The 23,077-nt window shown below is 62.2% G+C and carries 21 protein-coding genes, 1 tRNA gene and 1 pseudogene; 12 read left to right on the top strand and 11 right to left on the bottom strand.

Features of this window, described 5'->3' with window-relative positions:
- Nucleotides 1-16: 16 nt before the first annotated feature.
- Entirely contained in the window at nucleotides 17-289 is a 273-nt protein-coding gene (locus ACTIAO_RS09185; RefSeq protein ID WP_441905992.1) for an FmdB family zinc ribbon protein, read from the bottom strand.
- A gap of 17 nt (nucleotides 290-306) precedes the next feature.
- Nucleotides 307-903 carry a 5-formyltetrahydrofolate cyclo-ligase gene (locus ACTIAO_RS09190; protein WP_441905993.1) on the bottom strand — a complete coding sequence of 199 codons (597 nt, stop codon included), beginning with the start codon at nucleotides 901-903 and terminating at the stop codon, nucleotides 307-309.
- A gap of 51 nt (nucleotides 904-954) precedes the next feature.
- Between ACTIAO_RS09190 and galU the strand changes: the two genes are divergently transcribed.
- The 4 genes from galU (at nucleotide 955) to ACTIAO_RS09210 (ending at nucleotide 3,572) form a co-directional block, all read left to right on the top strand.
- Nucleotides 955-1,842 carry a UTP--glucose-1-phosphate uridylyltransferase GalU gene (galU, locus tag ACTIAO_RS09195; protein ID WP_441905994.1) on the top strand — a complete coding sequence of 296 codons (888 nt, stop codon included), beginning with the start codon at nucleotides 955-957 and terminating at the stop codon, nucleotides 1,840-1,842.
- A 22-nt stretch (nucleotides 1,843-1,864) separates the two neighbouring features.
- Complete coding sequence (locus ACTIAO_RS09200) at nucleotides 1,865-2,494, top strand: GNAT family N-acetyltransferase (protein ID WP_441905995.1); 630 nt, start codon at nucleotides 1,865-1,867, stop codon at nucleotides 2,492-2,494.
- Nucleotides 2,495-2,569: 75 nt separating this feature from the next.
- Complete coding sequence (locus tag ACTIAO_RS09205; RefSeq protein WP_441905996.1) at nucleotides 2,570-3,442, top strand: hypothetical protein; 873 nt, start codon at nucleotides 2,570-2,572, stop codon at nucleotides 3,440-3,442.
- A 54-nt stretch (nucleotides 3,443-3,496) separates the two neighbouring features.
- Nucleotides 3,497-3,572 (top strand) — tRNA-Ala (locus tag ACTIAO_RS09210).
- A gap of 688 nt (nucleotides 3,573-4,260) precedes the next feature.
- On the opposite strand, the pseudogene ACTIAO_RS09215 reads toward ACTIAO_RS09210, so the two are convergent.
- The 8 genes and pseudogenes from ACTIAO_RS09215 to ACTIAO_RS09250 all read right to left on the bottom strand — a co-directional run.
- Nucleotides 4,261-5,433, bottom strand: a pseudogene (locus ACTIAO_RS09215) (recombinase family protein); the annotation flags it as partial.
- Nucleotides 5,417-5,848, bottom strand: coding sequence for a hypothetical protein (locus tag ACTIAO_RS09220; protein ID WP_441905997.1), 432 nt, complete (start codon nucleotides 5,846-5,848; stop codon nucleotides 5,417-5,419). The gene ACTIAO_RS09220 and the pseudogene ACTIAO_RS09215, both read right to left, overlap by 17 nt.
- Nucleotides 5,838-6,650, bottom strand: a complete 813-nt coding sequence (locus tag ACTIAO_RS09225) for a replication-relaxation family protein (protein ID WP_441905998.1) — start codon at nucleotides 6,648-6,650, stop codon at nucleotides 5,838-5,840. The genes ACTIAO_RS09220 and ACTIAO_RS09225 overlap by 11 nt, the downstream gene beginning before the upstream one ends.
- 157 nt (nucleotides 6,651-6,807) lie before the next feature.
- Nucleotides 6,808-8,937 (bottom strand): type IV secretory system conjugative DNA transfer family protein, encoded by a 2,130-nt coding sequence (locus ACTIAO_RS09230; RefSeq protein ID WP_441905999.1) that lies wholly within the window; start codon nucleotides 8,935-8,937, stop codon nucleotides 6,808-6,810.
- 209 nt (nucleotides 8,938-9,146) lie between these two features.
- Nucleotides 9,147-9,347 (bottom strand): hypothetical protein, encoded by a 201-nt coding sequence (locus tag ACTIAO_RS09235; RefSeq protein ID WP_441906000.1) that lies wholly within the window; start codon nucleotides 9,345-9,347, stop codon nucleotides 9,147-9,149.
- Between the two features lie 12 nt (nucleotides 9,348-9,359).
- Nucleotides 9,360-10,007, bottom strand: a complete 648-nt coding sequence (locus ACTIAO_RS09240; protein WP_441906001.1) for an MT-A70 family methyltransferase — start codon at nucleotides 10,005-10,007, stop codon at nucleotides 9,360-9,362.
- A gap of 226 nt (nucleotides 10,008-10,233) precedes the next feature.
- Entirely contained in the window at nucleotides 10,234-10,521 is a 288-nt protein-coding gene (locus tag ACTIAO_RS09245; RefSeq protein ID WP_441906002.1) for a hypothetical protein, read from the bottom strand.
- Nucleotides 10,521-10,826 (bottom strand): hypothetical protein, encoded by a 306-nt coding sequence (locus tag ACTIAO_RS09250; protein ID WP_188589013.1) that lies wholly within the window; start codon nucleotides 10,824-10,826, stop codon nucleotides 10,521-10,523. The genes ACTIAO_RS09245 and ACTIAO_RS09250 overlap by 1 nt, the downstream gene beginning before the upstream one ends.
- A 132-nt stretch (nucleotides 10,827-10,958) precedes the next feature.
- Here ACTIAO_RS09250 and ACTIAO_RS09255 point away from each other — a divergent pair, with 132 nt between their 5' ends.
- The 8 genes from ACTIAO_RS09255 to ACTIAO_RS09290 all read left to right on the top strand — a co-directional run bounded on the left by ACTIAO_RS09255 (nucleotide 10,959) and on the right by ACTIAO_RS09290 (nucleotide 22,354).
- The gene (locus ACTIAO_RS09255) at nucleotides 10,959-11,930 is read left to right on the top strand and encodes a hypothetical protein (RefSeq protein WP_441906003.1); all 972 of its coding nucleotides are present in this window, start codon (nucleotides 10,959-10,961) and stop codon (nucleotides 11,928-11,930) included.
- A 212-nt stretch (nucleotides 11,931-12,142) separates the two neighbouring features.
- Complete coding sequence (locus ACTIAO_RS09260; protein ID WP_441906004.1) at nucleotides 12,143-13,711, top strand: type I restriction-modification system subunit M; 1,569 nt, start codon at nucleotides 12,143-12,145, stop codon at nucleotides 13,709-13,711.
- Complete coding sequence (locus ACTIAO_RS09265; RefSeq protein ID WP_441906005.1) at nucleotides 13,708-14,862, top strand: restriction endonuclease subunit S; 1,155 nt, start codon at nucleotides 13,708-13,710, stop codon at nucleotides 14,860-14,862. The genes ACTIAO_RS09260 and ACTIAO_RS09265 overlap by 4 nt, the downstream gene beginning before the upstream one ends.
- A complete protein-coding gene (locus tag ACTIAO_RS09270; protein ID WP_441906006.1) occupies nucleotides 14,859-17,900 on the top strand; it encodes a type I restriction endonuclease subunit R in 3,042 nt (1,013 codons plus the stop codon). Before ACTIAO_RS09265 ends, ACTIAO_RS09270 begins: the two co-directional genes overlap by 4 nt.
- The gene (locus ACTIAO_RS09275; RefSeq protein WP_441906007.1) at nucleotides 17,900-19,780 is read left to right on the top strand and encodes an ATP-dependent nuclease; all 1,881 of its coding nucleotides are present in this window, start codon (nucleotides 17,900-17,902) and stop codon (nucleotides 19,778-19,780) included. Before ACTIAO_RS09270 ends, ACTIAO_RS09275 begins: the two co-directional genes overlap by 1 nt.
- A gap of 2 nt (nucleotides 19,781-19,782) precedes the next feature.
- A complete protein-coding gene (locus tag ACTIAO_RS09280; RefSeq protein WP_441906008.1) occupies nucleotides 19,783-21,198 on the top strand; it encodes a DUF2130 domain-containing protein in 1,416 nt (471 codons plus the stop codon).
- Nucleotides 21,195-21,413, top strand: a complete 219-nt coding sequence (locus ACTIAO_RS09285) for a KTSC domain-containing protein (RefSeq protein WP_441906009.1) — start codon at nucleotides 21,195-21,197, stop codon at nucleotides 21,411-21,413. Before ACTIAO_RS09280 ends, ACTIAO_RS09285 begins: the two co-directional genes overlap by 4 nt.
- A gap of 46 nt (nucleotides 21,414-21,459) precedes the next feature.
- Nucleotides 21,460-22,354 (top strand): IS5 family transposase gene (locus tag ACTIAO_RS09290; RefSeq protein ID WP_441906010.1). Its coding sequence is split into 2 segments (ribosomal slippage): nucleotides 21,460-21,810 and nucleotides 21,812-22,354, totalling 894 coding nucleotides; the frame shifts between segments, so codons are not numbered across the junction.
- 49 nt (nucleotides 22,355-22,403) lie between these two features.
- Here the strand turns inward: ACTIAO_RS09290 and ACTIAO_RS09295 are convergent.
- A complete protein-coding gene (locus ACTIAO_RS09295) occupies nucleotides 22,404-22,823 on the bottom strand; it encodes a hypothetical protein (RefSeq protein ID WP_441906011.1) in 420 nt (139 codons plus the stop codon).
- Between the last annotated feature and the right edge of the window lie 254 nt (nucleotides 22,824-23,077).

Below are 23,077 nucleotides of genomic sequence, written 5' to 3' on the forward strand. Positions count from 1 at the left end.
CGATCCTGGTCGTGCCTCAGTTCGAGGCCGGAGTCGTCGCGGGAGCCGGGCTGGCGCTCGTCGACTTGTCCGTCTTCGATGATGCCGAGGATTCCGTCTTTTTGCCACCGCCACTCCGGGAGTCCGTGCGATAGAAACCGGACCCGTTGAAGGTCACCCCGATCGAGCCGTACTGCTTGCGCAGCGCGCCGCCGCACTCCGGGCACACGGTGAGAGCGTCGTCAGAAAAAGACTGGACGGCATCGAAAGCATGGCCGCACGATGTGCAGGCATAGGCGTACGTAGGCATGTGGTGTTCTCTGTCGGTCAGTGTCGCGCGGGCGACAGGCGAAGGGTGCGAGTGGGCGTCACGACGCCGGTGACCGGTTGGTCATGCAGCTCGCGGGGAAGGGAGTCGAGGACTTCGGAGTCGTAGGTCACCGCGTAGACGGGTGGGCAGTTCTTCATCGACCCGATGGTCTTGTCGAAGTAGCCGCGTCCCCAGCCCAGGCGAGTGCCTTCGGCATCGACGGCCGCGGCGGGGATGATCATGAGATCGACGTCATTGACAGCGATCGGCCCGAGGGCTTCACCGGTCGGTTCGTGGAGTCCGAAAAGTCCTTCTGCGACAGCATCCGTATCGTCGGCGACCGCCCAGTCGAGCAGGCTATCGGCGCGCGTGATCGGGAGCAGAACGCGGATGCCGCGCTTCACTGCCGCGGTGATGAACGCACGGGTATCGGGTTCGGTCGTCGTCGAGAGGAAGCACGAGATCGATCGGGCTTCAGAGTCGGCGAGGAGCGCATCGAGCTGCTCGGTGATGCCGGATGCCGCGGCGTGACGCTGCTGATCGGAGAGCAGATGCCGGCGTTCGCGCAGCTCGGCGCGCAGAGCACGCTTGGCTTGTTCGACGTCATGCGACATACTGCGATTCTACGTGGCTGCCCCGGGGGCGGTGCCCAGTAAGCTGGCCCAATGGCAAAGCAGTCAATTAAAGCGGTCATTCCGGCAGCGGGTCTCGGTACGCGGTTCCTTCCCGCGACGAAGGCCATGCCGAAAGAGATGCTGCCCGTCGTCGACAAGCCGGCGATCCAGTACGTCGTCGAAGAGGCGGCATCCGCTGGCATCGATGACATCCTCGTGATCATCGGCCGCAACAAGAACATGATCTCCAATCACTTCGACTCGGTTCCCGAACTCGAGGTGAAGCTCACGGAGAAGGGCGACATGAAGCGCCTGGAGCGGGTCATGAAATCGAGTGACCTCGCTGATATCCACTATCTGCGTCAGGGTGAACCGAAGGGCCTCGGGCACGCGGTGCTGCGTGCGAAGACGCACGTCGGCGACAGCTCCTTCGTCGTGATGCTCGGCGATGACCTCATCGACGAACGCGACCCTCTGATCACGACCATGATTGCCGAGCACGAGCGCACCGGCGCCACGGTCGTCGCTCTCATGGAGGTCGACCCCGAGCACATCCACATGTACGGCGCCGCGGCAGTCGAGGCCACGGATGACGATGACATCGTCCGCGTGACCGGACTCGTCGAGAAGCCGGCGAGAGAAGACGCACCTTCCAATCTCGCCGTCATCGGCCGCTATGTGCTGCCGGCGTCGGTCTTCCCGATCCTCGAGCGCACTGAGCCGGGCAAGGGCGGCGAGATCCAGCTGACGGATGCTCTGCAGGAGCTCGCGGCGGACGCTGAAGGTCCCGGAGTCGTCGGCGTGATCTTCCGCGGACGTCGCTATGACACCGGCGACCGCGTCGACTACATCAAGGCGATCGTCCAGCTCGCCAGCGACCGCGAAGACCTCGGCGCGGACCTGCGTCCGTGGCTCAAGGAGTTCGCCGAGGGCCTGTAGGCATTACGGCTGCGAGGAATTGATGGACGTGCTGCAGGGGCATCGTCACGGCCCGGTCGAGTTGAGGCTCATCCGGACCCGTGACGCGCGCATTCTTCAGCAGGAGCTGCTCGCGAACAGGTCCTGGCTGCAGCGCTGGGAGGCGACGATTCCAAATGGGGTCGCCTCGTTCGACATGCGGCTGAGCATTCGTCGCCTGCTGCAGCAGTACCGTGACGGCGGCGGCTACCCATTCGTCATGCTGCACAGCGGCGAGATCGCCGGACAGCTCAACGTCTGGGGCGTCGCGCGAGGTTCGCTCAACTCCGCGACGATCGGCTACTGGGTCAGCGAGCGATTCGCCGGGCTCGGTATCACTCCGACGGCGGTAGCCATGGCCACGGACGCCTGCTTCACCGACTACGGTCTGCACCGCATGGAGATCTGCATCCGCCCCGAGAACGAGGCGAGCCTGCGCGTCGTGCAGAAGCTCGGATTCCGCTACGAGGGGTATCGGCGGCGCTTCATCCATATCGATGGTGACTGGCGCGATCATTACGCGTTCGCGTTGACCCGTGAGGACGTGCCCGAGGGTGTACTTCAGCGGTGGGTGAGTGGACGCGCACCGCAGGATGCGGCCAGCATCCCGCCATCGGATCGACTTCCGATCTGAAATTCGCCGTACCCGCGAAGCGACACGCGTCGCGACTGAGGGGCGCGGGCCCCGCTGTCGCATACCGTTGAGCCTATGAACGGGCCGGTGCTGAGTGGGGGAGTGATCGTCCTCGTCGCGGTACTGCTGTGGATGCTGTATCTCTTGCCTTCCTGGCGCGGGCGCTACCAGTACAACGCCGCCGAGCGGAACGCGGTACGCCTGAATCAGGCGCTGCGAGTGCTCGCCGAGACCAGCGAGACCCCCGAAGAAGTGCACCTCGAACTCAACGCCCGTACGGCGCTCGCGCAGCAGAAGCTCGCCAAGCGCGTGCAGGTCGAGAAAGAAGCCGCCCAACTCGAGACACTGCGCGCTGAGCTCGCTGCGACGCGCGCGGACCCCGTTGTGCGTCAGGCACGTGCTCGTCGTCGAGTCCGGGTGACTGCGACTGTGCTCCTCGTTGCGGGACTCGCCCTGGCAGGGCTCGGCGTCTGGCAGCTGCTCGCCACCGGTGCGCAGGCACTGGTCTGGACGGGCGGCGTGCTCGCGCTTGTTGCCACGGTGATCCTGCAGAAGATGGCATCGGTCACACGGCGCAGCGCGCGTCGCCCCGTCGCGCGAGTCGCTGTCGACGATGCTGCACCGCGTCTTTCTCCGCCGCTGCACGATCAGGGGCGTGCGTTGTGGACGCCTCGGCCGCTGCCCGCTCCGATGGCGACCGTGAGCGGTTCACTTGCGCAAACAGCGCGGGCCGAGATCGAGGCGAAGCAGGAGCTGCGTCGTGCGGCGCGCGTGGCCGAGCTCCGCCAGCGTGCGGCCGAGATGGCGCCGCCGACGCCCGTAGCGATACCGGTGGCTGTTCCGGCAGCATCCGAGAGCGCATCGCCGTATTCGCGGATGGGCATCGTGGATGACGCGGAGATCGAACAGCACGTGCGTCAGATGCTTCAGCGTCGTGCCACGGGATGAGCGCAGCCTCGGCGAATCATGCCTTTCGGGCGTGATAATCTAGCTGAGGTTCATGGGCCTATGGCGCAGTTGGTAGCGCGCCTCGTTCGCATCGAGGAGGTCAGGGGTTCGAATCCCCTTAGGTCCACCATGATGCTCTTACTCGAACCCTCGACAAGAGCAATGAACTGATCGGACATTACGTCCAGGGAGAGCTCGCCGGTTTCGGCGGGCTCTTTCGTTTGCCCCGTGCTGTCGGGGGTGGCGTCGTGCTGTGCGTGTCGTGCCTCGTGGACGAGTGCTCGGGTATCTGGGCTGTAGATGACGTCGAATGGTGCCCGGGAGGTTCCCTCGACGTGGTGCTGGCCGTTGTCGTCGGTGGTGACGAGGAGTTTGTCGAAGAGGAGCTGGTTGAACATGCGGCGGATGTGCTCGGGGGCTTGCCGGTAGGTGTTTCCGGCGTGCTGGGCGATGTCGAGTGCGATGCTGATGAGTTCATCGGCTTCGGCGATATCGGCGGTGAGGTTGCTGAGGCTGCGGTTGGTGGCGGCCAGTTCGGTGTCGAGGCGTTTCTGCTCGGTGCGGAGCATGTCGATGGGGATCGCGTCGTTGTAGTGGGCTTCGAGGAGCTTGCGTTGGCGACGCTCGATGGTCTGCTTCGTGGCCTCGAGTTGTTCTCGTTCAAGGTCGGTGTCGGTGCGAAGCTGCTTCAGTCCGTGCCGGAGGAGTGTTTCGAGGTCGCCGCGGAACTCGGGCGCGAGACTGATGCGGTCGTAGAGATCTTGGATCAGGTCCTCGGCGTGCTCGATCTGGATGGAGCGGAGGGTGCAGTCGGTGCGCTTGGAGTGTCGTCCGAGGCAGGAGTAGTACGGGTAGGTCTCGCCGTGACGGTTCTTCACCACCTGGACGACCATCCGGAAGCCGCAGTGCCCGCAGTAGATCGTGGACTTGAGGTAGTGGTCGTGCTTGATCGACCGTTCGCCGTTGATCTTCTCTTTCAGGATCGTCTGGACCTTCTCGAAGGTTTCGCGGTCGATGAGCGGGGTGTGGCTGCCGGGGTACTCGACGCCTTTGAACGTGGTGATGCCGGTGTAGTAGATGTTGGTGAGCATCGAGTGGATGTGACGGATCTCGACCGGCTTCTCTGCCAGCCGCGCGGTGGGCACTGTTGTCAGTCCTCGCCGGACGAGTTCTTTGGTGAGGGTGCGTACGGAGTGCTCGCCGGTGGCGTAGGCGTTGAACGCCCAGGTGACCAGTGGTGCGCGGTGCTCGTCGACGGTGACGGTGCGGCTCTCGCGGCCGTTTTCGATGGTGCGGGTGTTGAGGTAGCCGATCGGTGCGCGGCTGACGGAGCCGCCGTTCTTGACCTTTTCGCTCATGCCTTTGATGACTTCGTTGGCGAGGTTGCGGGAGTAGAACTCGGCGATCGAGCTCATGATGCCGTGGAGGAGGATGCCGCCGGGGGTCTGGTCGATGTTCTCGCTGGTGGAGATGAGCCGGATGCCGAGTTCGCTGAACCGCTGGTTAAGGGTGACGTCGTCGGCGCGGTTGCGTGCGAGACGGTCCAGCTTGTGCACGATGACGTAATCGATGTTGCTCTGCTCGGCTTCGAGGTAGCGCAGCATTTCTTGGAGCGCGGGGCGGTTGGTGGAGGTGCCGGAGACGCCACGCTCGACGAACTCTTTGACGACCATCGCGCCGACGGCTTGAGCCTTCTTCTTGTTCGCGTCGCGCTGCGCCGGGATCGAGAAGCCTTCCTCCCTGCCGCCGCGTTCCGCTTGCTCGCGCGTCGAGACGCGCAGGTATGAGACAGCTCGCTTCGGGGTGAAGCTCTGAGTGAGCGCAGCGAAGGGGTCTGCGGCGGTGAGCGGGCTGGTGGTGTATGGAGTTGTGGTCATGTTTCCATTGACGCTCTCTTGCCCGTGTGAGTCCAGTGCGAAATCATCCGCCTGGTCAGGGTTTTCCACAGGACGCTGATGTGCACCGGGGTCAGGGCTATCGGATGAAGACATACACTTCACCTCCTCGCTCGTGGAACTCGAAGTCGCCGCGCAGATGCTCGAGCATCGCGGCGCGGTCGAAGATGAGGATGCTGCTGGGGATGGCCCATTCGCGGATGGCGTGGTCGCGGGCGTCGGCCCAGCCGAGGCTGTCGATGAAGTCGTCGATGAACTGGTCGATGCGTTCGTACGAGCCCCAGTGCAGGTTGGTGAAGTCCGACTCCATATCGCTGATGGTCTCGATGCCGTTCCAAACCGAGTCGAGGTAGACGTCGAACGCTGTGCCGTGTTCACGGCGGAGCCGGTCGAGCTCGCGGGCTTCGTGCCGTGTCGTCGGCTCGGGCGGTGCGCGTCGTTCGGGGGTCGTTGGCGGAGTTGTTCTGTTTTCGGCGTCAGCGGGTGGGTAAAAATTGTGTTCAGGTTTCATAGGGGGTGTTCTCCTTCCTGGTGTTGTTCTGTTTCGTGAGCGGCGGGCCGTCACGGATGATCTCGGGCAGTTCATCGAGGGTGAGCACGGTGAACATGTCCTGCGGGAGCTCGGCAGCTTCGAGGTGTGCACGCAGTTGTGTTCGACGTTTCGCGGTCGGGACGATCCACAGCACTGCGGGGAACGCGCCGCTGGATCGCTGCTCTGCTCCGCTGCGGCGGTAGCGCACGTATTGTCGGCATTTCGCGATCACCCGGGCGGGGTTCTCCGTGGCGCGGTCGACCTCGATGAAGTAGCGATCCAGATACTCGGTCGTGGTCACGCTCATCAAGAGGTCGGGTCGCAGTGTGAGGCGTTCGCCGTGCGGCCCGAGGTAGTTCCTCCAGCAGGCGGGCTCGGTCTCGACCCGTGGCTCTGCGCCCGGGATCTGCTGGATGGTCTCGTTCGCGATGATCCGGGTTTCGGCGATCGCGAGGAGGTGTTCTAGGAACGTCGTGGAGATGAGGTTCGGTCGCTGTCTCGTGCCGCTGTGTCCGGTGGCCTGCCGGTGGCCGGTGGTGGTGAGCGCCCAGATGGATGGTGTGGAGCCGTGCTGCCATCCACCGATACGACGCTCCAAGCGCAGCAGCTGGCCGTGCTGCTCGAGCTTGGACAGGTGCCGCATCGTCTGCCGTCGCGCAGACCGGGAGCTTCCGTAGTGTTCCCTCGTGAGCCTGGCGAGTTGCTCCGTCGTCGCGAAGCGCAGCTCGAGCAGATGAGCGAGAAGCTCCTGATAGATCGGATGGTCAAGTGAAGCGGTCATGACTGGAGTCCTCCGCCGATGGGGACGGCCGGGTGACCTGGGATGACCGGGTCAGTCACGTCCCGCTGCCAGCACCCTGCCCCGCGACGTCCGGCAAGCCCGTGTCTGTTGGGCGCGGTGATACGTCTCCCGGTGCGTCTCGATCGAGGACGGCCATTCATCGTCGGCTCCTTCCCACTGGGCCGTCGTCGGCGTCTGTGAAGTCGGGTGTGGTCGGGGCGATGAGATCGCGGATTTGTTGCTCGGTGATGGTGGCGGCGATGCCGTAGCGTTCGTGTGCGGCGGCGTAGATGGCCGCTGGGTCGCTGATACCTGCCGGTGGTGGTGCGGTTGCGATGCTGATCCAGCCGGTGGCTTGACCGTGCTGCATGACGTTCGCGTACGCGTGGTATTTCGGCAGCAGCAGAAGATCCTGGGCGTCGAGACCGGTGGCGTGCTTGGCGATGGTGGCCGCGTCGGTGCCGCCGAGGCCGAAGTAGATCTTGCTGCGCGTGTTGGTCTCGACCGAGGCCTGCATCGCCGGGGTGAACTGCTTCAGGTATTGGTTCGCGACGGTGAACGCGGCACCGAGGGAGCGGGCCTGGGCGAGGGCGTCGGAGAGGTCACCGGGGATGCCTGCGAGGAAGTCGTGGATTTCGTCGATGTAGATGCTGACGATGTGCCGGTGCTCAAGGCCGTCACGTTGCCTGGCGAGGATCTTTGTCCACAGCTGCCCGATGAGGAGCGTGCCGAGCAGTCTTGCGGCGTCGGCACCGAGCAGGCCCTTGTTGAGGTTCACGACGACGATGCGTCGCTTGCTGAACAGGTCGGTGAGGTCGAAGCGGGGATCGCTCTGCCCGAGCATCGCCCGCAGCCCAGGTCGCAGGATCAGTTGGCGGAGCTTGTTCAGCACCGGGCCGATCTCTTCGGCCTGCTGCGCAGGTGACTTCGCCTCATACTGCTCCCAGAACCCTCCGAGCCCGATCGGATCGTCGATGTTCTTCAGCACCTTGCGTCGGAACGCGGGGTTCGTGAGCAGCGGGGCTACCCAGAGCAGGTTGGTCCCGTCGATCTGCGCGAGCGTGTTGAACACCGCCGTGAAGATGTCCGCAGAGCGGATGCCCCAGTGCTTCGCGAAGACCGCTTCGAAGGTCGCCAGCAGTGTGTCGGCCGTAACCGAGGCCTGACGTCGGTGACCGGCGAGCGGGTTGAACCCGACCGGAGCGGCGTTCGTCGGGTCGATGACAACGACGTCGTGTTCTCGGTTCTTCGGAACGTGTGCGAGGACGCGATCAGCAAGGTCTCCCTTCGGATCAAGGACCAGCACACCGCGACCGGCGGTGATGTCGGCGGCGATGAGGCCCAGCATCACGGTCGACTTGGCCGAGCCGGTCGGCCCGAGCAGATGAGTATGGAACGCGGCGTCCCGGATCGGGATGCCGATCTTCTCGCTATGGCCGGGGGCGCTGGCAGTACCGACGATCCGGTCCGTTCGCACGAGGGTCTCAGGCGGTGGGAGCTGGCGTGGGTGGAGTCTGCCGAGCAACGGCAACGGCGGTTCGCCGATCGGCCAGCCGGTCAAGCCAATGACTTCCCCGCTGGTCAACGTGAGTGGCCATCGCCACGGCCGTGCGGCCCGGTTGAGGTGCACTGCTGAACCGGTCACGGCACTGATGCGGCTGGTGGCGGATTCGAGGACGCGAAACGCACCGATCACGTCACCGACGAGCTGCTTCGCTCGCGGGGCGGCTGCGCCGGTGACGCCGACGCGCAGGCTGAGAGAGAAGCCGTGCTGACCGTCTCGCCGTTTCGACGTCATGCCAGTTCGTGGCGGGACAGCAAGCACACGGAGCCACGCGCCGAGCGATTCTCGCGGGCGTACGGGCGGCGTGTGGCGGCGACCGAGCAGGAGCTGTAGGACGACTTCTTCCTCCCCGTGCAGGCGCGACAGCGCCCCGTAGAGGCCGCGGATACTCGCGGTGACCTTGGCGGCCTCGAGGCTGAGGTCGGTGCCGGTGACGCGCAGGTCGACCGCATGCTGCACCTCGTGTCGGCGTCGGCGGGGAGTGTGCGCGCGGACCGTGAGGTGTGCGCGGAGCGCGTCAAGTACCGTGTCGATGCGTGCCGGCTTGGCCGCGATCAGCCAGCGCAGGCCCGTCTTCGTTGCACGGGCCTCGAGCACGATCGGGCCGAGCGTGGTCGAGGCGGCCAGGTGTTCCAGTGTGGCGTGGACAGCGTCTGGGGTGAGCGTGTCGGGCCATGCGAGTTCTTGCCACTCCCACTCCTCGTGTTTAGTGTTTCTCGTCATGCCCGCCCCCTTTCTGCTCGGCCGTTGGTGCCGATTTCTGTTTCTGTGTATGAGCCGCTCGACGTGTTTCGTCAAGATGCATCGCGAGCAGCAGGAGAACCCTGGCCAGGCCTTCTCGGTCGACCTTGTCCTTCCAGATCGGGGTGAGACGGTGGTGCCCACCGGCCTTGTTTCGCTTTCGGTTCATCGTTGACCTCCTGTCCGAGAGTTCAGGGCCAGGTGTTTCGGCGTCGCCACCACCACAGCAGCCCGCCGACGATGGCGACCGTGAGCGCGATCAGGGCGAGGAACCACCAGATGCTCTTGATCAGCTCGATTGTGAGTACGAGCAAGATCACGCCGCCGAACAGCAACAGGCAGGTCCTCCAGAACTTCTCCGCGAGAGAGCGCGGCCCGGTATCGTCCGGCATGTTTCACGCCCCTCACGTCCGAGGCTCCGCCGCCGCTGCCGGGGCGTGGTTGGGTTGGTGGTCGGCAGGCACGGGGTATCCCCATTTCGCGAGCGAGATCGTCGCGTCGCACTCGTTTCCCCAGATATCCCAGTGCTTGCTCGACGGTGCGGGACGACGAGCGAACAGTTCGAGGAATGGCCCGTCTCCGCCGACGAGCCGCTCCACGATCAGGTGGATTTCCTCGGGCTTGCGGCTGTGGGACTGCAGGGCATGCATGCCCCAGTTCGGCTGACCTTTGAACGCGACTTTCGTGCCCTTCCCGCGTACGCCGAGGAGCAGCAGCTCCCCGGAGTTGCGGAACGTGTTGCCGAGCATGAGACGGGGCTTGGCCCAGAAATAGAAGCTCGTGTACCGGTAGCCCCACGCTTCGAGGACCTTGATACCCAGAGGGACGGTGGCGGTGGTGACCCACAGGAAGCAGAACGAGTTCTCCGCCATGATCTCCTGCATGACCTCGCCCATCCCGAGGATGCGCTCATCGGTCATGAGGTCGTAGTGATTGACCGCGCCGAGGCCGCCCTTCTGTTGCAGCGACCACGGTGGATCGCACAGCGCCGCACGGAATGTCCCCGGCAGCGGTGTCTTGTCCGGCAGGTTGTGATTGATGTGAATGCTCATACGACTCCTCCTTTCAAGAGGTAAGAATTTGATGGATCGGCCCGCCAGCAGCGGTCGAGCTGGGCGGTGTCAGCGCCCATTACGCACCCCGGCGACCGAACCGTGAAGACCGCACCGCGGCGCTCCGCAGCCCGATCCGACACGGCGGTGACCGAGGTAAGCCACGGCGGGCGGTGCGGTGAAAGCCGTCGTTGTGAAATAGGCAACGATGTACGCCTACTGAGGGCTACGAGCGAGGGAGGTCGGTGCCCCCGGTCGTCAGGAACATCGCTCGCGTCAACGCCTTGGATGCCTCATCACGGTCGGTCGCAAGGTCGTCGGCGAGGGAGAGAATCGTCTGCCGGAGCTGCTCAGACTTCGCGTCCAGCTCCGCCTCAACCCGTGCACGACGACGCTCCTGCCACGCCTCGTACTCGTCCCACAACGCTTCGGACACGCACCACACAACCAAGGCGGTAACTGCGACAAGGAGAACGACTCCCGCGACCGTCGCGATCGCGGCGACCGCCTCCATCACAGCCCCCGAGCGATGCGCTGGCCCGCGCCGATGGCGTATCCGGCGATGATCGCTTCATAGAACTGCGCCCCTGCAGGAGCAATCTTCATCTGCGCCTCCGCCTGCGCCACCAGCGTCGCGACATTCGTCATCGCCTGCGACGCCAGGAACGCGTGCCCCTGCTCCCGCACCGCCGCGATCTCCGTGGACGCAGCAACCTGCTCCACCTCACGCTTGGTCTGACGCACCAGGCTTCCCGTGATCTTCTGCCCCTGCTGGGTCGTGTGCCCACCGAACAGCGGCACCACCTGATTGCTCGACATGTTGCATGTCCTTCCGGTTGAAGAGAACCGCCCCGGATTTCCGGGACACTTCGACCGTAGAAACTCGCCCGAGGGCACTCTGAAACTCGGAATAAAGTTGGAAGCGAACACGGGCGCGGCGGAGGTGATGGCGTGAGACTCGATGAAGACGATGTCGCCACCCTTCACCAGCAGCTCGCCTGGCTGACCAAACGCGAGGGCTTCGTCCAACGTCGCCTCGCCCAGGCCGGGATCGTCGACGAACTCCTCCGCGGCTCCCTCGAGGACAGCTTCGAACGCCTCCGGCACCGCTTCATCTCCGCGATCCACACCCTGCCCCGCGAGCAAGCAGACCTGCTGCTCGACGTGTTCGCGCTCAGCCCCGACACGCAGCACATACCCGAGCTGATGCAACGGCGACAGATCCACGGCGACAAGATCGGACGGAAAGTCGACACCGTTCGCACACGAGAGACCGCAGCGCTCAAGGCACTGCACTCCCGTCTCGTCACCGGCCGCTACGCGCAGGCACCACTCGTGCTCGACGTGCCCGAGATCCACGGCGGCATCATCTACGAAGAGACCAGCACCCTCATCGTCGTCGAGAACCGACGCTGGCACGCCACCTACGAGCACTACCGGTTCGCGAACATAGCAGGCGAACTCGACTACGTCACCATCGGCCGCTCCTATCCCGGCGTCGTGACCCCGAGCAACAAGGGCGACTTCAAGGTCAACACCCGCCCGGTCGACGGCGCGGGCTGGAACGACCACTTCTGGCACCTCAACACCGCCCGCACGGCGACCGAGCCGATGCAAGACCGGACACGCTACGACCTGCTCTTCCGCATCACACCGCCCGAAGACGGCCGCGAACCGGAGCCAGTGACTCTCGCCAGCCGGGCGCTCCACCACCGGTCACTGCTGTTCACGATCCGCGTCGGGTTCATCGGGGAACGCCCCGCCAGTATCTGGAAGTTTGAGGGAGCAAGTCCGTTCGCCCGCCCGCACGCCGCCAACGAGTACAACCGCCTCCAGCTCGACGCCCACGGCACCGCGACCCTCACCCTGCGTGACGTCCACGGTGGCCTCTTCAACGGCTTCGCCTGGGGCTGGGACGCCTGACCGAGGCGGTCGGGTCTTCTCGAAAACGGCCGATCATGAGATAATCACAGGTAGATCGCAGCGCCCGGTCGACGCGACACATGCTCCCGGCTGCATCAACGCTCACGCTCATGCCGCGCATGGCACCCGACCGATGTCAGTGCCTGGCGCTACGGTGAGGATAGCCCGCAACCATAACTTAAGACGCGCCCCAGGCGCAGGAGACGAACCACATGGCACCGACCACCAAAGAAGGACAGCGCGCCGAACTGCACAAGACGATCTGGCGCATCGCGAACGACCTCCGCGGCTCCGTCGACGGCTGGGACTTCAAGTCCTACGTGCTCGGCATGCTGTTCTACCGGTTCATCTCCGAGAACCTCACCGCCTACATCAACGTCGGTGAGCGGAAGGCTGGCGACCAGAGCTTCGACTACGCCCTGCTCGGCGACGCCCAGGCAGAGTTCGGCCGCAAGGAGACGGTCGAGGAGAAGGGCTTCTACATCCTCCCGTCCGAGCTGTTCCAGAACGTTCGTAAGCGCGCCGCGAACGACGCCAACCTCAACGAAACCCTCGCTCGTGTCTTCAAGAACATCGAAGGATCCGCCGTCGGCACCGACGCTGAGGACGACCTCAAAGGCCTGTTTGACGATCTCGACGTCAACAGCTCCAAGCTCGGCAACACCGTCGCCAAGCGCAACGAGAAACTCGTGAAGCTGCTGGATGCGATCGGTGATCTGCCGTTGGGGAACTTCGAGGACAACTCGATCGACCTCTTCGGTGACGCCTACGAGTACCTGATGCAGATGTATGCCTCCAGCGCGGGTAAGTCCGGTGGCGAGTACTACACACCTCAGGAAGTGTCCGAACTCCTCGCCCGCATCACCGTGGTCGGCAAGACCCAGGTGAACAAGGTCTACGACCCCGCCGTCGGCTCGGGCTCACTACTGCTGAAGTTCGCGAAAGTCCTCGGCAAAGAGAACGTGCGACAGGGATTCTACGGCCAGGAGATCAACCTGACCACCTACAACCTCGCCAGGATCAACATGTTCCTGCACGACGTGAACTACGAGAAATTCAACCTCGCCCACGGCGACACCCTCACCGACCCCGCCCACTGGGACGATGAACCGTTCGAAGCGATCGTCTCCAACCCTCCCTACTCGATCAAGTGGGACGGCGACGCCAACCCGCTGCTGATCAACGACCCACGATTCGCACCGGCCGGTGTGCTCGCACCGAAGTCGAAAGCCGACCTTGCCTTCACGATGCATATCCTCTCGTGGCTCGCCGTCAATGGCACCGCAGCGATCGTCGAGTTCCCTGGGGTGCTCTACCGAGGCGGCGCGGAGCGGAAGATCCGCAAGTACCTCATCGACAACAACTACGTTGATGCGGTTATCCAGCTCCCACCGGACTTGTTCTTCGGCACCCCGATCGCTACATGCATCGTGGTCCTCAAGAAGTCGAAAGTCGACAACTCTGTGCTTCTCGTCGATGCGTCTCATGGCTTCAAGCGAGTGGGAAACAAGAATCGACTTATGCCGGATGACCAGCAGCGCATCCTCGACCTGCTTGTGGCTCGCATCGATACTGACCATGAGGCCAAGCTCGTGCCAAATGTGGAAGTAGCGGAAAACAATTACAACCTCTCAATTGGCACCTACATCGACGCGGCAAGCTCCACCGAGGTCGTTGATATCACCGCTCTGAACGCCGAAATAGCCTCCATTGTCCGTGTCCAAGCTGACCTGCGCGAACGCGTGGACGCGATTATTGCCGAACTGGAGGGGCGGGAGTGAGTGTCGCGAACCTTAGCCATTTCAGCAGTTCGAGGCTACTGCTCGAGAGTGTGCGACTGGGTGCGCTGATCGTCGAGTCGAAGGCCCGAAATGTCGGTGCCCGAGTCTCCGAAGTGCGCAGTGTCACGAATAGCCAGGGCATTGTGGCAACCGCAGACTTCTTCGACAATACGAGGACGAGCGCTGATACGAGCAACTACAAAGTTGTCGAGCCAGGGATGTTTGTCTATAATCCATCGCGCGTCAACGTGGGTTCAATCGGCTGGCTTGACGAGCCGGATGCTGTGATAGTCAGTCCGATGTATGTCGTTTTTAGCGTGGACTCTTCGCGTGTTGTGCCAGACTACCTGATGCACTTTCTCGCGTCCGCGGATGGAAGGCGCCAGATTGAGGGCAAGACCGAAGTCGGAGCACGCTTCCGGCTGACCTTCGCTGCGCTAGCGTCAATCGAAGTCTCGCTTCCCCCACTGACCGTCCAGCGCGATATCGTCGAGATGCTCCGCGTATTCAAGAACCTGCGAGCGCTGGTCGAGGAAGAGTCTCTAGCACGCGAGGCGCAGTTTGCTTATTACCGAGAACTATTGATGAGTGACGGAGACCCTTCCTGGGACTGGCATGCTCTCGGTGAGGTGGCCATCGTCCGCACGGGACAAGCGCCTGTCAAGAGCCAAGTAAGCGATAGTGGAGACTTCCCATTTGTGAACGCGGGTACAAGCGCTTCTGGCTACGTTCCGTCCTCGAATACAACAGGGCAAACCATTACTATCCCGTCGCGAGGCCAGGGAGGTGTTGGAATAGTCGGCTATCAGCACGAGGACTTCTGGTGTGGTCCGCTGTGTTACCGGATTACCGCCAGAGACGACCGCCTCAGTACCCGCTTCCTATTCCACTACCTCAAGTCGATTCAGCCGTCTATTCGTGACCTACAACAAGCAGCCGGAACCCCGGCGCTAAATCGCAAGGAGCTGGTATTGGTCCAAGTTCCGGTTCCTTCACATGCCGCGCAGGAACGCATCGTTGCGACCCTAGACCGTCTCTACGACCTTCTCGAAAGCCCGAGTGGAGGTCTTCGCGCAGAACTTCAGGCGCGTCAGCGACAGTATGAGGCGTACCGCGACAAAATGCTGACCTTCGCGAGGGCCGCGACATGAGCGAGGACCTTCCACGCAAGTACGATCCGATAGTCGTCTCTGGTGAGAGTACGGTCGTTGCCGAGTATGTCTCTGACGTGGCGGGTGCTGGTTCGTATCAGTCGGAGGCGGAGCTTGAGCGTGAGCTGATTCGGCTGCTTGAGTCGCAGGCGTACGAGTATCTGCCGATCGCGTCGGAGTCGCAGCTTGTCGCGAACCTGCGCACCCAGCTTGAAGCCCTGAACTCTTTGACGTTCTCGGATGCGGAGTGGGATCAGTTCTTCTCGGAGCGGATCGCGGGTGCGAACGACGGCATTGTCGAGAAGACGGTACGGATTCAAGAGGATCACGTCCAGCTGCTGAAGCGTGACGACGGTTCGGTGAAGAACATCCTGCTGATCGACAAGCAGAACATTCACAACAACCGTCTGCAGGTGATCAACCAGTACGAGATCGGCCAGGGTGACGGCGGCTCCGCCCGCTCGAACCGGTACGACGTGACGGTGCTCGTCAACGGCCTGCCGATGGTACACATCGAGCTGAAGCGACGCGGGGTTGACATCCGTGAGGCGTTCAACCAGATCGACCGCTACCAGCGGGACAGCTTCTGGGCAGGATCTGGACTCTTCGAGTATGTGCAGTTGTTCGTGATCTCGAACGGCACGTTGACGAAGTACTACTCGAACACCACCCGTCGTCAGCACCTGAGTGAGGCAGCTGGGTCCAAGCGGGTGCGGAAGACCTCGAACTCGTTCGAGTTCACGTCGTGGTGGGCGGATGCGCAGAACAAGCCGATCCAAGATTTGTCGGCGTTTGCGAAGACGTTCTTCGCCAAGCACGCGTTGCTGAACATCCTCACGAAGTACTGCGTGCTCACCGCTGACCGGATGCTGCTGGTGATGCGCCCGTACCAGATCGTGGCGACCGAGCGGATTCTGCAGAAGATCGACATCTCCACCAACTACAAGATGCTCGGCACCCTCGCCGCGGGCGGATACGTGTGGCACACCACCGGGTCGGGCAAGACGCTGACGTCGTTCAAGGCGGCGCAATTGGCGTCGAAGTTGCCGAGCGTGGACAAGGTACTGTTCGTCGTGGACCGCAAGGACCTCGACTATCAGACGATGCGCGAGTATGACCGGTTCGAGAAGGGCGCGGCGAACTCCAACACGTCGACTGCGGTGCTGAAGAAGCAGCTCGAAGATCCGGGTGCGCGGATCATCATCACGACGATCCAGAAGCTCTCGACGTTCATCGCCGCGAACAAGGGGCATTCGATCTACGACGGGCACGTCGTGATCATCTTCGACGAGTGCCACCGTTCCCAGTTCGGCGACATGCACACCGCGATCACCAAGGCCTTCAAGCGGTACAACCTGTTCGGCTTCACCGGAACCCCGATCTTCTCCGCCAACGCTGGCAGCGGCGGGAACCCGCAGCTCAAGACCACCGAGCAGGCGTTCGGCGAGAAGCTGCACACTTACACGATCGTCGATGCAATCACGGACAAGAACGTGCTTCCCTTCCGGATCGACTACGTCAACACCGTCAAGGTCGGCAACGTCATCGATAAGCAGGTCTCGGCGATTGACACCGAGAAGGCGCTGCTCGCCCCGGAGCGGATCAGTCAGATCGTGAAGTACGCGCTCGAGCACTTCGATCAGAAGACGAAGCGTGCCGAGCACTACACGCTCGGGGAGCGCCGCGTTCGCGGGTTCAACGCGCTGTTCGCGACCGCCTCCATCGAGGCCGCCCGTGTGTACTACAACCACTTCCAGATCCAGCAAGAGGGTCTCCCTTCGGATCGGCGGTTGAAGATCGGTCTGATCTACTCCTACGGCGCGAACGACGCCGTGGAAGACGGCGGGCTCGACGAGGAGGGCTTCGACACCGGTGCGTTGAACATGGACGCTCGCTCGTTCCTTGAAGACGCGATTCAGGACTACAACGACATGTTCGGCACGTCCTTTGACACTTCCGCCGACCGGTTCCAGAACTACTACAAAGACCTCTCGCTCAAGTTGAAGCAGCGCGAGATCGACCTCGTCATCGTCGTGAACATGTTCCTCACCGGCTTCGACGCGACCACGATGAACACCCTGTTCGTCGACAAGAACCTACGCGCGCACGGGCTGATCCAGGCGTACTCGCGCACGAACCGCATCCTGAACTCCGTCAAGACATACGGCAACATCGTCAGCTTCCGCGACCTCGAGGAAGAGACCAATGACGCGATCGCGTTGTTCGGAAACAAGGACGCTCGCGGTGTCGTGCTTCTCAAACCGTACGGCGAGTACTACAACGACTACGCCGAGAAAGTCACCGAACTGCTCAGTACCTTTCCCATCGGTCAGCCGATCATCGGCGAGGCGGCTAAGAAGGATTTCATCGGGCTGTTCGGTGCGACCTTGCGGTTGCAGAACATCCTCACCTCATTCGACGAGTTCACCGGCAACGCGATCCTCACCGACCGGCAGGGGCAGGACTACCGCAGCGTCTACCTCGACCTGTATGCGGAGTTCCGCAAGGACAAAGACGCCGACAAGGAACAGATCAACGACGACGTGGTCTTCGAGATCGAGCTGATCAAGCAGGTCGAGATCAACGTCGACTACATCCTTATGCTCGTGCAGAAGTATCGCGACGAACGCGGCGACGGTGACGACAAGGAGATCCGCGCCGAGATCTCCCGAGCCGTGGACGCCAGCCCGACCCTGCGCAACAAGAAGGACCTCATCGAGGACTTCGTCGACTCCCTCTCCGTGGATGGCGAGATCGACCAGGAATGGCGCGCCTTCATCGCCGCCAAGCGCGAGGCCGAACTCGACACGATCATCAACGAGGAGAACCTCCGCCCCGACGAGACCCGCGTCTTCGTCGAGACCGCGTTCCGAGACGGGCAGATCCGTACGAGCGGCACAGCGATCACAAAGGTGCTGCCGCCAGCGTCGCGGTTCTCTGCTGACGGCGGCCACGGCGAGAAGAAGCAACGCGTGATCCAGAAGCTCGGCGCGTTCTTCGAGCGGTTCTTTGGACTGGGCCCAGGCGGGAGCAATTAATGAAGATTCAGTCAGCTCGAGTTCGGAACTTCCGGACGTTGAAGGATGTGACGATCGATTTCGATAGCGTCACGACCTTCATCGGCCCGAACGGCACCGGCAAGTCAACAGTGCTCCGCGCTCTTGACTGGTATTTCAACGGCAAACCCGGGTCGTTGACCGAGAAGGATTGCTCGTTCGGGGCGATCGATGAAGATATCGAGGTTCAGGTCACCTTCTACGATCTGACTGAAAAGGACCGCGAGGCGCTCGGCAAATATGCTCCCGCCGGAGCCGACACCTTTACCGCTTGGAAGCAGCGTTCCGCCAGCGGCGTGGAGGTCTTCTCGGCGAACGCGAAAAGCTTCCCCGACTTCAACGACATTAAGGCTGCGACAAGCGCCACAGCAAAGAAGCAGCTTTACGCCGAGCTCCGTCAAACTCGCACGGAGCTAGGGCTTCCCGCAGCGACCTCGGGGACGGCCGTCGATCAGGCCATGACGACGTGGGAAGCAGCAAACACCACGCAATTAGTGGAGGCTCCGGAGGCGCTGCAGACCAATTTCTTCGGCTTTAATAGCGGCGGCAAGATGAGTGGCCTGTTCGACTTCGTGCTCGTCACTGCTGACCTTCGTGCCAGTGAAGAATCGCTCGACGGTAAGGCGAGCATTATTGGGCGCATCCTCGAGCGTTCTGTTGACCGAGCAGCGGCTGACGAGGAGATCGCGACAATCGTGGAGGATGCCCGAGCCCGACAACAACGGGTCTATGAGGATAAGTTCAAGGCGCAACTCGAAACGATGACGGCGCAGCTTAACGAGGTTGTGACGTCGTACACGCCGGGGCGAGCGGTATCGGTCATGCCCGCCGAAGTAGAGCTCAAAGCCCCGCGGACTACGTTCGGCGTCTCGATTCTGGATGGCGCGACGGAGACCGCCGTCGAGCGCCAGGGCCACGGGTTCCAACGCACCCTGCTGATCTCTTCCCTGCAACTGCTGGCGCAGTCCGGTGCGGCGTCGGCGGAGGGTGTTATCTGCTTGGCCATCGAGGAGCCGGAACTATTCCAGCACCCGATTCAGGCTCAGACATTCGCGAAGGTGCTCCGCTCTTTGGCGGAGGACCCCGACAAGCGCATCCAGGTGAGTTACGCAACCCACAGTCCGTACTTCTTGGAAGCGCGGCATTTCGATCAGGTGCGTCGCCTGACACGATCAACTGATGAAACCCCGGTCGTGACCGTCCACTCGGCGTCCCTCGTGGATGTTAAAGACAAGTTGAAGGGCGTTGTCAAGCCTGCGGTCGTTGATCGCCAACTCGACGGCGTTGTGACGAATCAGCTCTCGGTTGCGCTGTTTGCTCAGCGGGCGCTTCTCGTCGAAGGCACTACAGAGTCGGCGGTTTTGTATGGCGTCGGGGACCGAGAAGGCGTGGGCTCCCTGGAGGCAGCTGGTCTTTCGATCGTTCCAGTTGGCGGAAAGCAGTCAATTCCGTTGGCGCACGCAATCCTGACGGCCCTGGGGATTCCTACTTTTGCACTGTTTGACGCTGACAGCGGATTTGAGGCGCGTGCTCGGACAAACGGCAAGGAGCAGAACAAGATCGATGAGGAGCGGGCTGGTCATGTCGCCGCTAACCGCTCTGCGCTCAAGTACTTCGGTCGCACCGAAGAGGACTTCCCGTCGGCAGTCGTTGCCGACAACGTGGCAGTCTTCGACGATCACCTCGAGACATTCCTCGGGGCCGATTGGCCCGAGTGGGAATCGGCATGTAAGGCAGTCGAGGCTGCTTCTGGTATTAGTCTGTCGAAGAATCAGCTGGCCTATCGGACGGCCACTCTCGAAGCAGCGGGCACGGTTCCTCCGATGCTCACCGAGATATTGATGAAAGCAAAGGAGGTTTGATCATGCATGAAATCAAGTGCCCGCATTGCGGCAAGACGTTCACTATCGATGAGGCGGGATACGCCGACATCGCCAAACAGGTCCGTGACAGTGAGTTCGACAAGCAGCTCCATGAGCGTCTCGAACTTGCCGACCAGGACAAGCAGAAGGCTCTAGCGCTGGCCGAAGCGAAGGCTGCGGGAGAGCTGCAGAAAGCTGCCGCCACCAAGGACGCCGAGATTCAGGATCTGAAAGCCAGACTCGACGCCGGTGACGCTCAACAGAAACTCGCTGTGACGGAGGCACTCGCGGCCGTCGAGAAGGAGCGCGATTCCCTCACCGGGGCGCTCGAGAAGGCCAAGCAGGAGAAGCAGTCCGCCGTCGAGCTCGCCGAAGCGAAGCTCTCCGCCGAATTGCAGAAGACTGCCTCGACGAAAGACGCTGAGATTCAGGCTCTGAAAGCCAAGCTTGAGAGCGCCGAGGTGTCGCAGAAACTGGCGATCACCGAGGCGGTGAGCGCGGTCGAGAAGGAGCGCGACGAGTTCAAGAGCGGACTGGCGAAGGTGGAGTTGGAGAAGCAGCTCGCGGAGAAGTCACTCAAGGACAAGTACGAGACGCAAATTAAGGACCGCGACGACGCGATCGAGCGGCTGCGCGATATGAAAGCGAAGCTGTCGACAAAGATGGTCGGCGAGACGCTCGAGCAGCACTGCGAGGTCGAGTTCAACCGTATCCGTGCCACAGCCTTCCCCCGAGCCTACTTTGAGAAGGACAACGACGCCCGCACAGGGAGCAAGGGCGACTTCATCTTCCGCGACTCCGACGAGTCCGGCACCGAGATCGTGTCGATTATGTTCGAGATGAAGAACGAGAACGACACGACCGCCACTAAGAAGAAGAACGAGGACTTCCTCAAAGAGCTCGACAAGGACCGCACCGAGAAGGGGTGCGAGTACGCAATCCTGGTTTCTCTCCTGGAACCGGAGAGCGATCTTTACAACACCGGGATCGTGGACGTCTCGTACCGATACCCGAAGATGTACGTGATCCGTCCGCAGTTCTTTATTCAAATGATTACCCTGCTGCGTGACGCAGCGCTCAACGCACTCACCTATAAGAATGAGCTTGCCTTGGTGAAGGCGCAGAACATCGACATCACGAACTTCGAGAATGAGCTCGATACCTTCAAAGCCGCGTTCGGCAAGAACTACGACCTCGCCGCGCGACGTTTCCACACAGCCATCGACGAGATCGACAAATCCATCGATCGTCTCCAAAAGGCGAAGGAGGCGCTCCTTGGCTCCGAACGCAATCTGCGGCTCGCTAACGACAAAGCTCAGGATGTGACCATCAAGAAACTGACCAGGAGTAACCCGACGATGGCAGCCAAGTTTGCGGAGCTAGAAGCCGCGAAAGACGACGAAGGAGTCGACGAATGAATCGAGTGCCAGTAGTCAGCAGCAACGTAGCTGAAGTCGGCTACAACCCGGAGACGAAGACACTGGAGGTCGCGTTTATCAAGGGAGGTGTCTATCAGTACCTCGGCGTTCCGCTGTCCGTTTACGAAGGGCTGTTGGTTGCCCCGAGCGTTGGCCGTTACTTGGACGTAAACGTCAAGAAGGCGGGGTACTCAGTACGTAAGGTCGACGGCTAGGGCGTGTCTGATAAATGGATAGGTGTCGCGCTGGGAGGCTATGAGTATGTCTCGGTTTCAGATGCTCTCGGATGCTCAGTGGTCGTTGATTGAGGAGATGTTGCCGCGTCCGACGGGGCGTAAGGGCAGGCCGTTCTCGGATGCTCGGTTGATGGTCGAGGGCATCGTGTACCGGTATCGGACCGGCATTGCGTGGCGGGATCTGCCCGAGCTGTTCGGGCCGTGGCAGACGGTGTGGACGTGGCATTACCGGATGGCGAAGGAGGGCACCTGGGACAAGGTGTTCGCGACGCTCACGGCCGCGGCGGACGCCGCGGGACTGGTGGACTGGTCGTTGTCGGTGGATTCGACGATCGCCCGCGCGCACCAGCATGCGACGAACACCACGCGCCTCACAGGGGGCTGGATCGAGTTACAAGAATCTGCGGGAAGAGCCGCCTGATCACGGCATCGGCCGCTCTCGCGGCGGCCTGTCGACGAAGATTCATCAGCTCGTCGACGGTGCAGGCCTCCCGCTGGTGACGCTCATCACGCCGGGGCAAGCGGGTGACTCACCGATGTTCTTGCCATTGATGGACCAGCTCCGTGTCGGCCGAGATACCGGCCGCCCGCGCACTCGCCCGGACGCAGTGCGCGGCGATAAAGCGTACTCGTCACGCGCGATCCGCTCGCATCTGCGCTCGCGCGGGATCAAGGCGGTGATCCCCGAACCAGACGATCAGAAAGGCCACCGCAAACGTCGCGGACCACGCGGCGGCAGACCCGTCGGTCTCGACAAAGCCGACTACAAGAACCGCAACGTCGTCGAGCGCCAGTACTGCCACCTCAAGCAATGGCGAGGACTCGCCACCCGGTACGACAAGCACGCCATCGTCTACCGCGCCGCCGTGATCCTGAACGCCGTCATCGCCTGGACCAGGCAATTATCAGACACGCCCTAGGCCTCAGCACTCATCCTGCGCAGCCTCTGTGTGTAAGGCCCGTCGATCTTCATCGCTGGGGCGAGCTGCGAGTCGCTTTTCCTGCAGCACGTATTCGGTGCAGCACCGTGGTCGCGTTGAAACCGAGACGCTCACCTACTTTCGAGAGGGAGAGGCCAGATTCGTAAAGACGAATCATCTCGGCTACCTGCTCATCGCTTGGTGACATGCGACGCATCGCAACCCCCCGACGCTTCAAGACCGCGCTGATCGTGACCCGGTGGCAGCCGAACTCTCCTGCTAAGCCGTAGACCGTCATGCCCGACCTGTACGCCTCAACGATCTGATCTGCTCGCTCGTCTGAGATGCGGGGCTGGGCCTTGCGCTCCTGCTGGGCTGCGGGCATCCGGTTCTCAGTCGCCGCGTCCTGGAAAACATGGCGATGTGCCCGCCGCAGTTCGTTTGCATGCGAGGAGAACAGTCCCACCATGTGGTTGTTGTTGCGTCGTGATTGTCTGCGCTAACTCTTCGGTGTCGGTGTCGCCGGAACCGATAGGGTTGCCAGCATCACTGCGAGTTCGGCGATCACAGGGTGCTATGGCATGGGCAACATCTGGCGCGTTTTTGTTCGTGATATAAAACGCCTGGTTCGAGTGCCTCTTGCGCTTGTGATCGTCGGTGGAGCTCTCGTTGAGTATTAGCGTTTCTGAGCGCCACTGGTATTGCGGGTGAGCACCGCATGCT

Source organism: Microbacterium sp., from assembly GCF_052099035.1.
GTDB lineage: Bacteria > Actinomycetota > Actinomycetes > Actinomycetales > Microbacteriaceae > Microbacterium.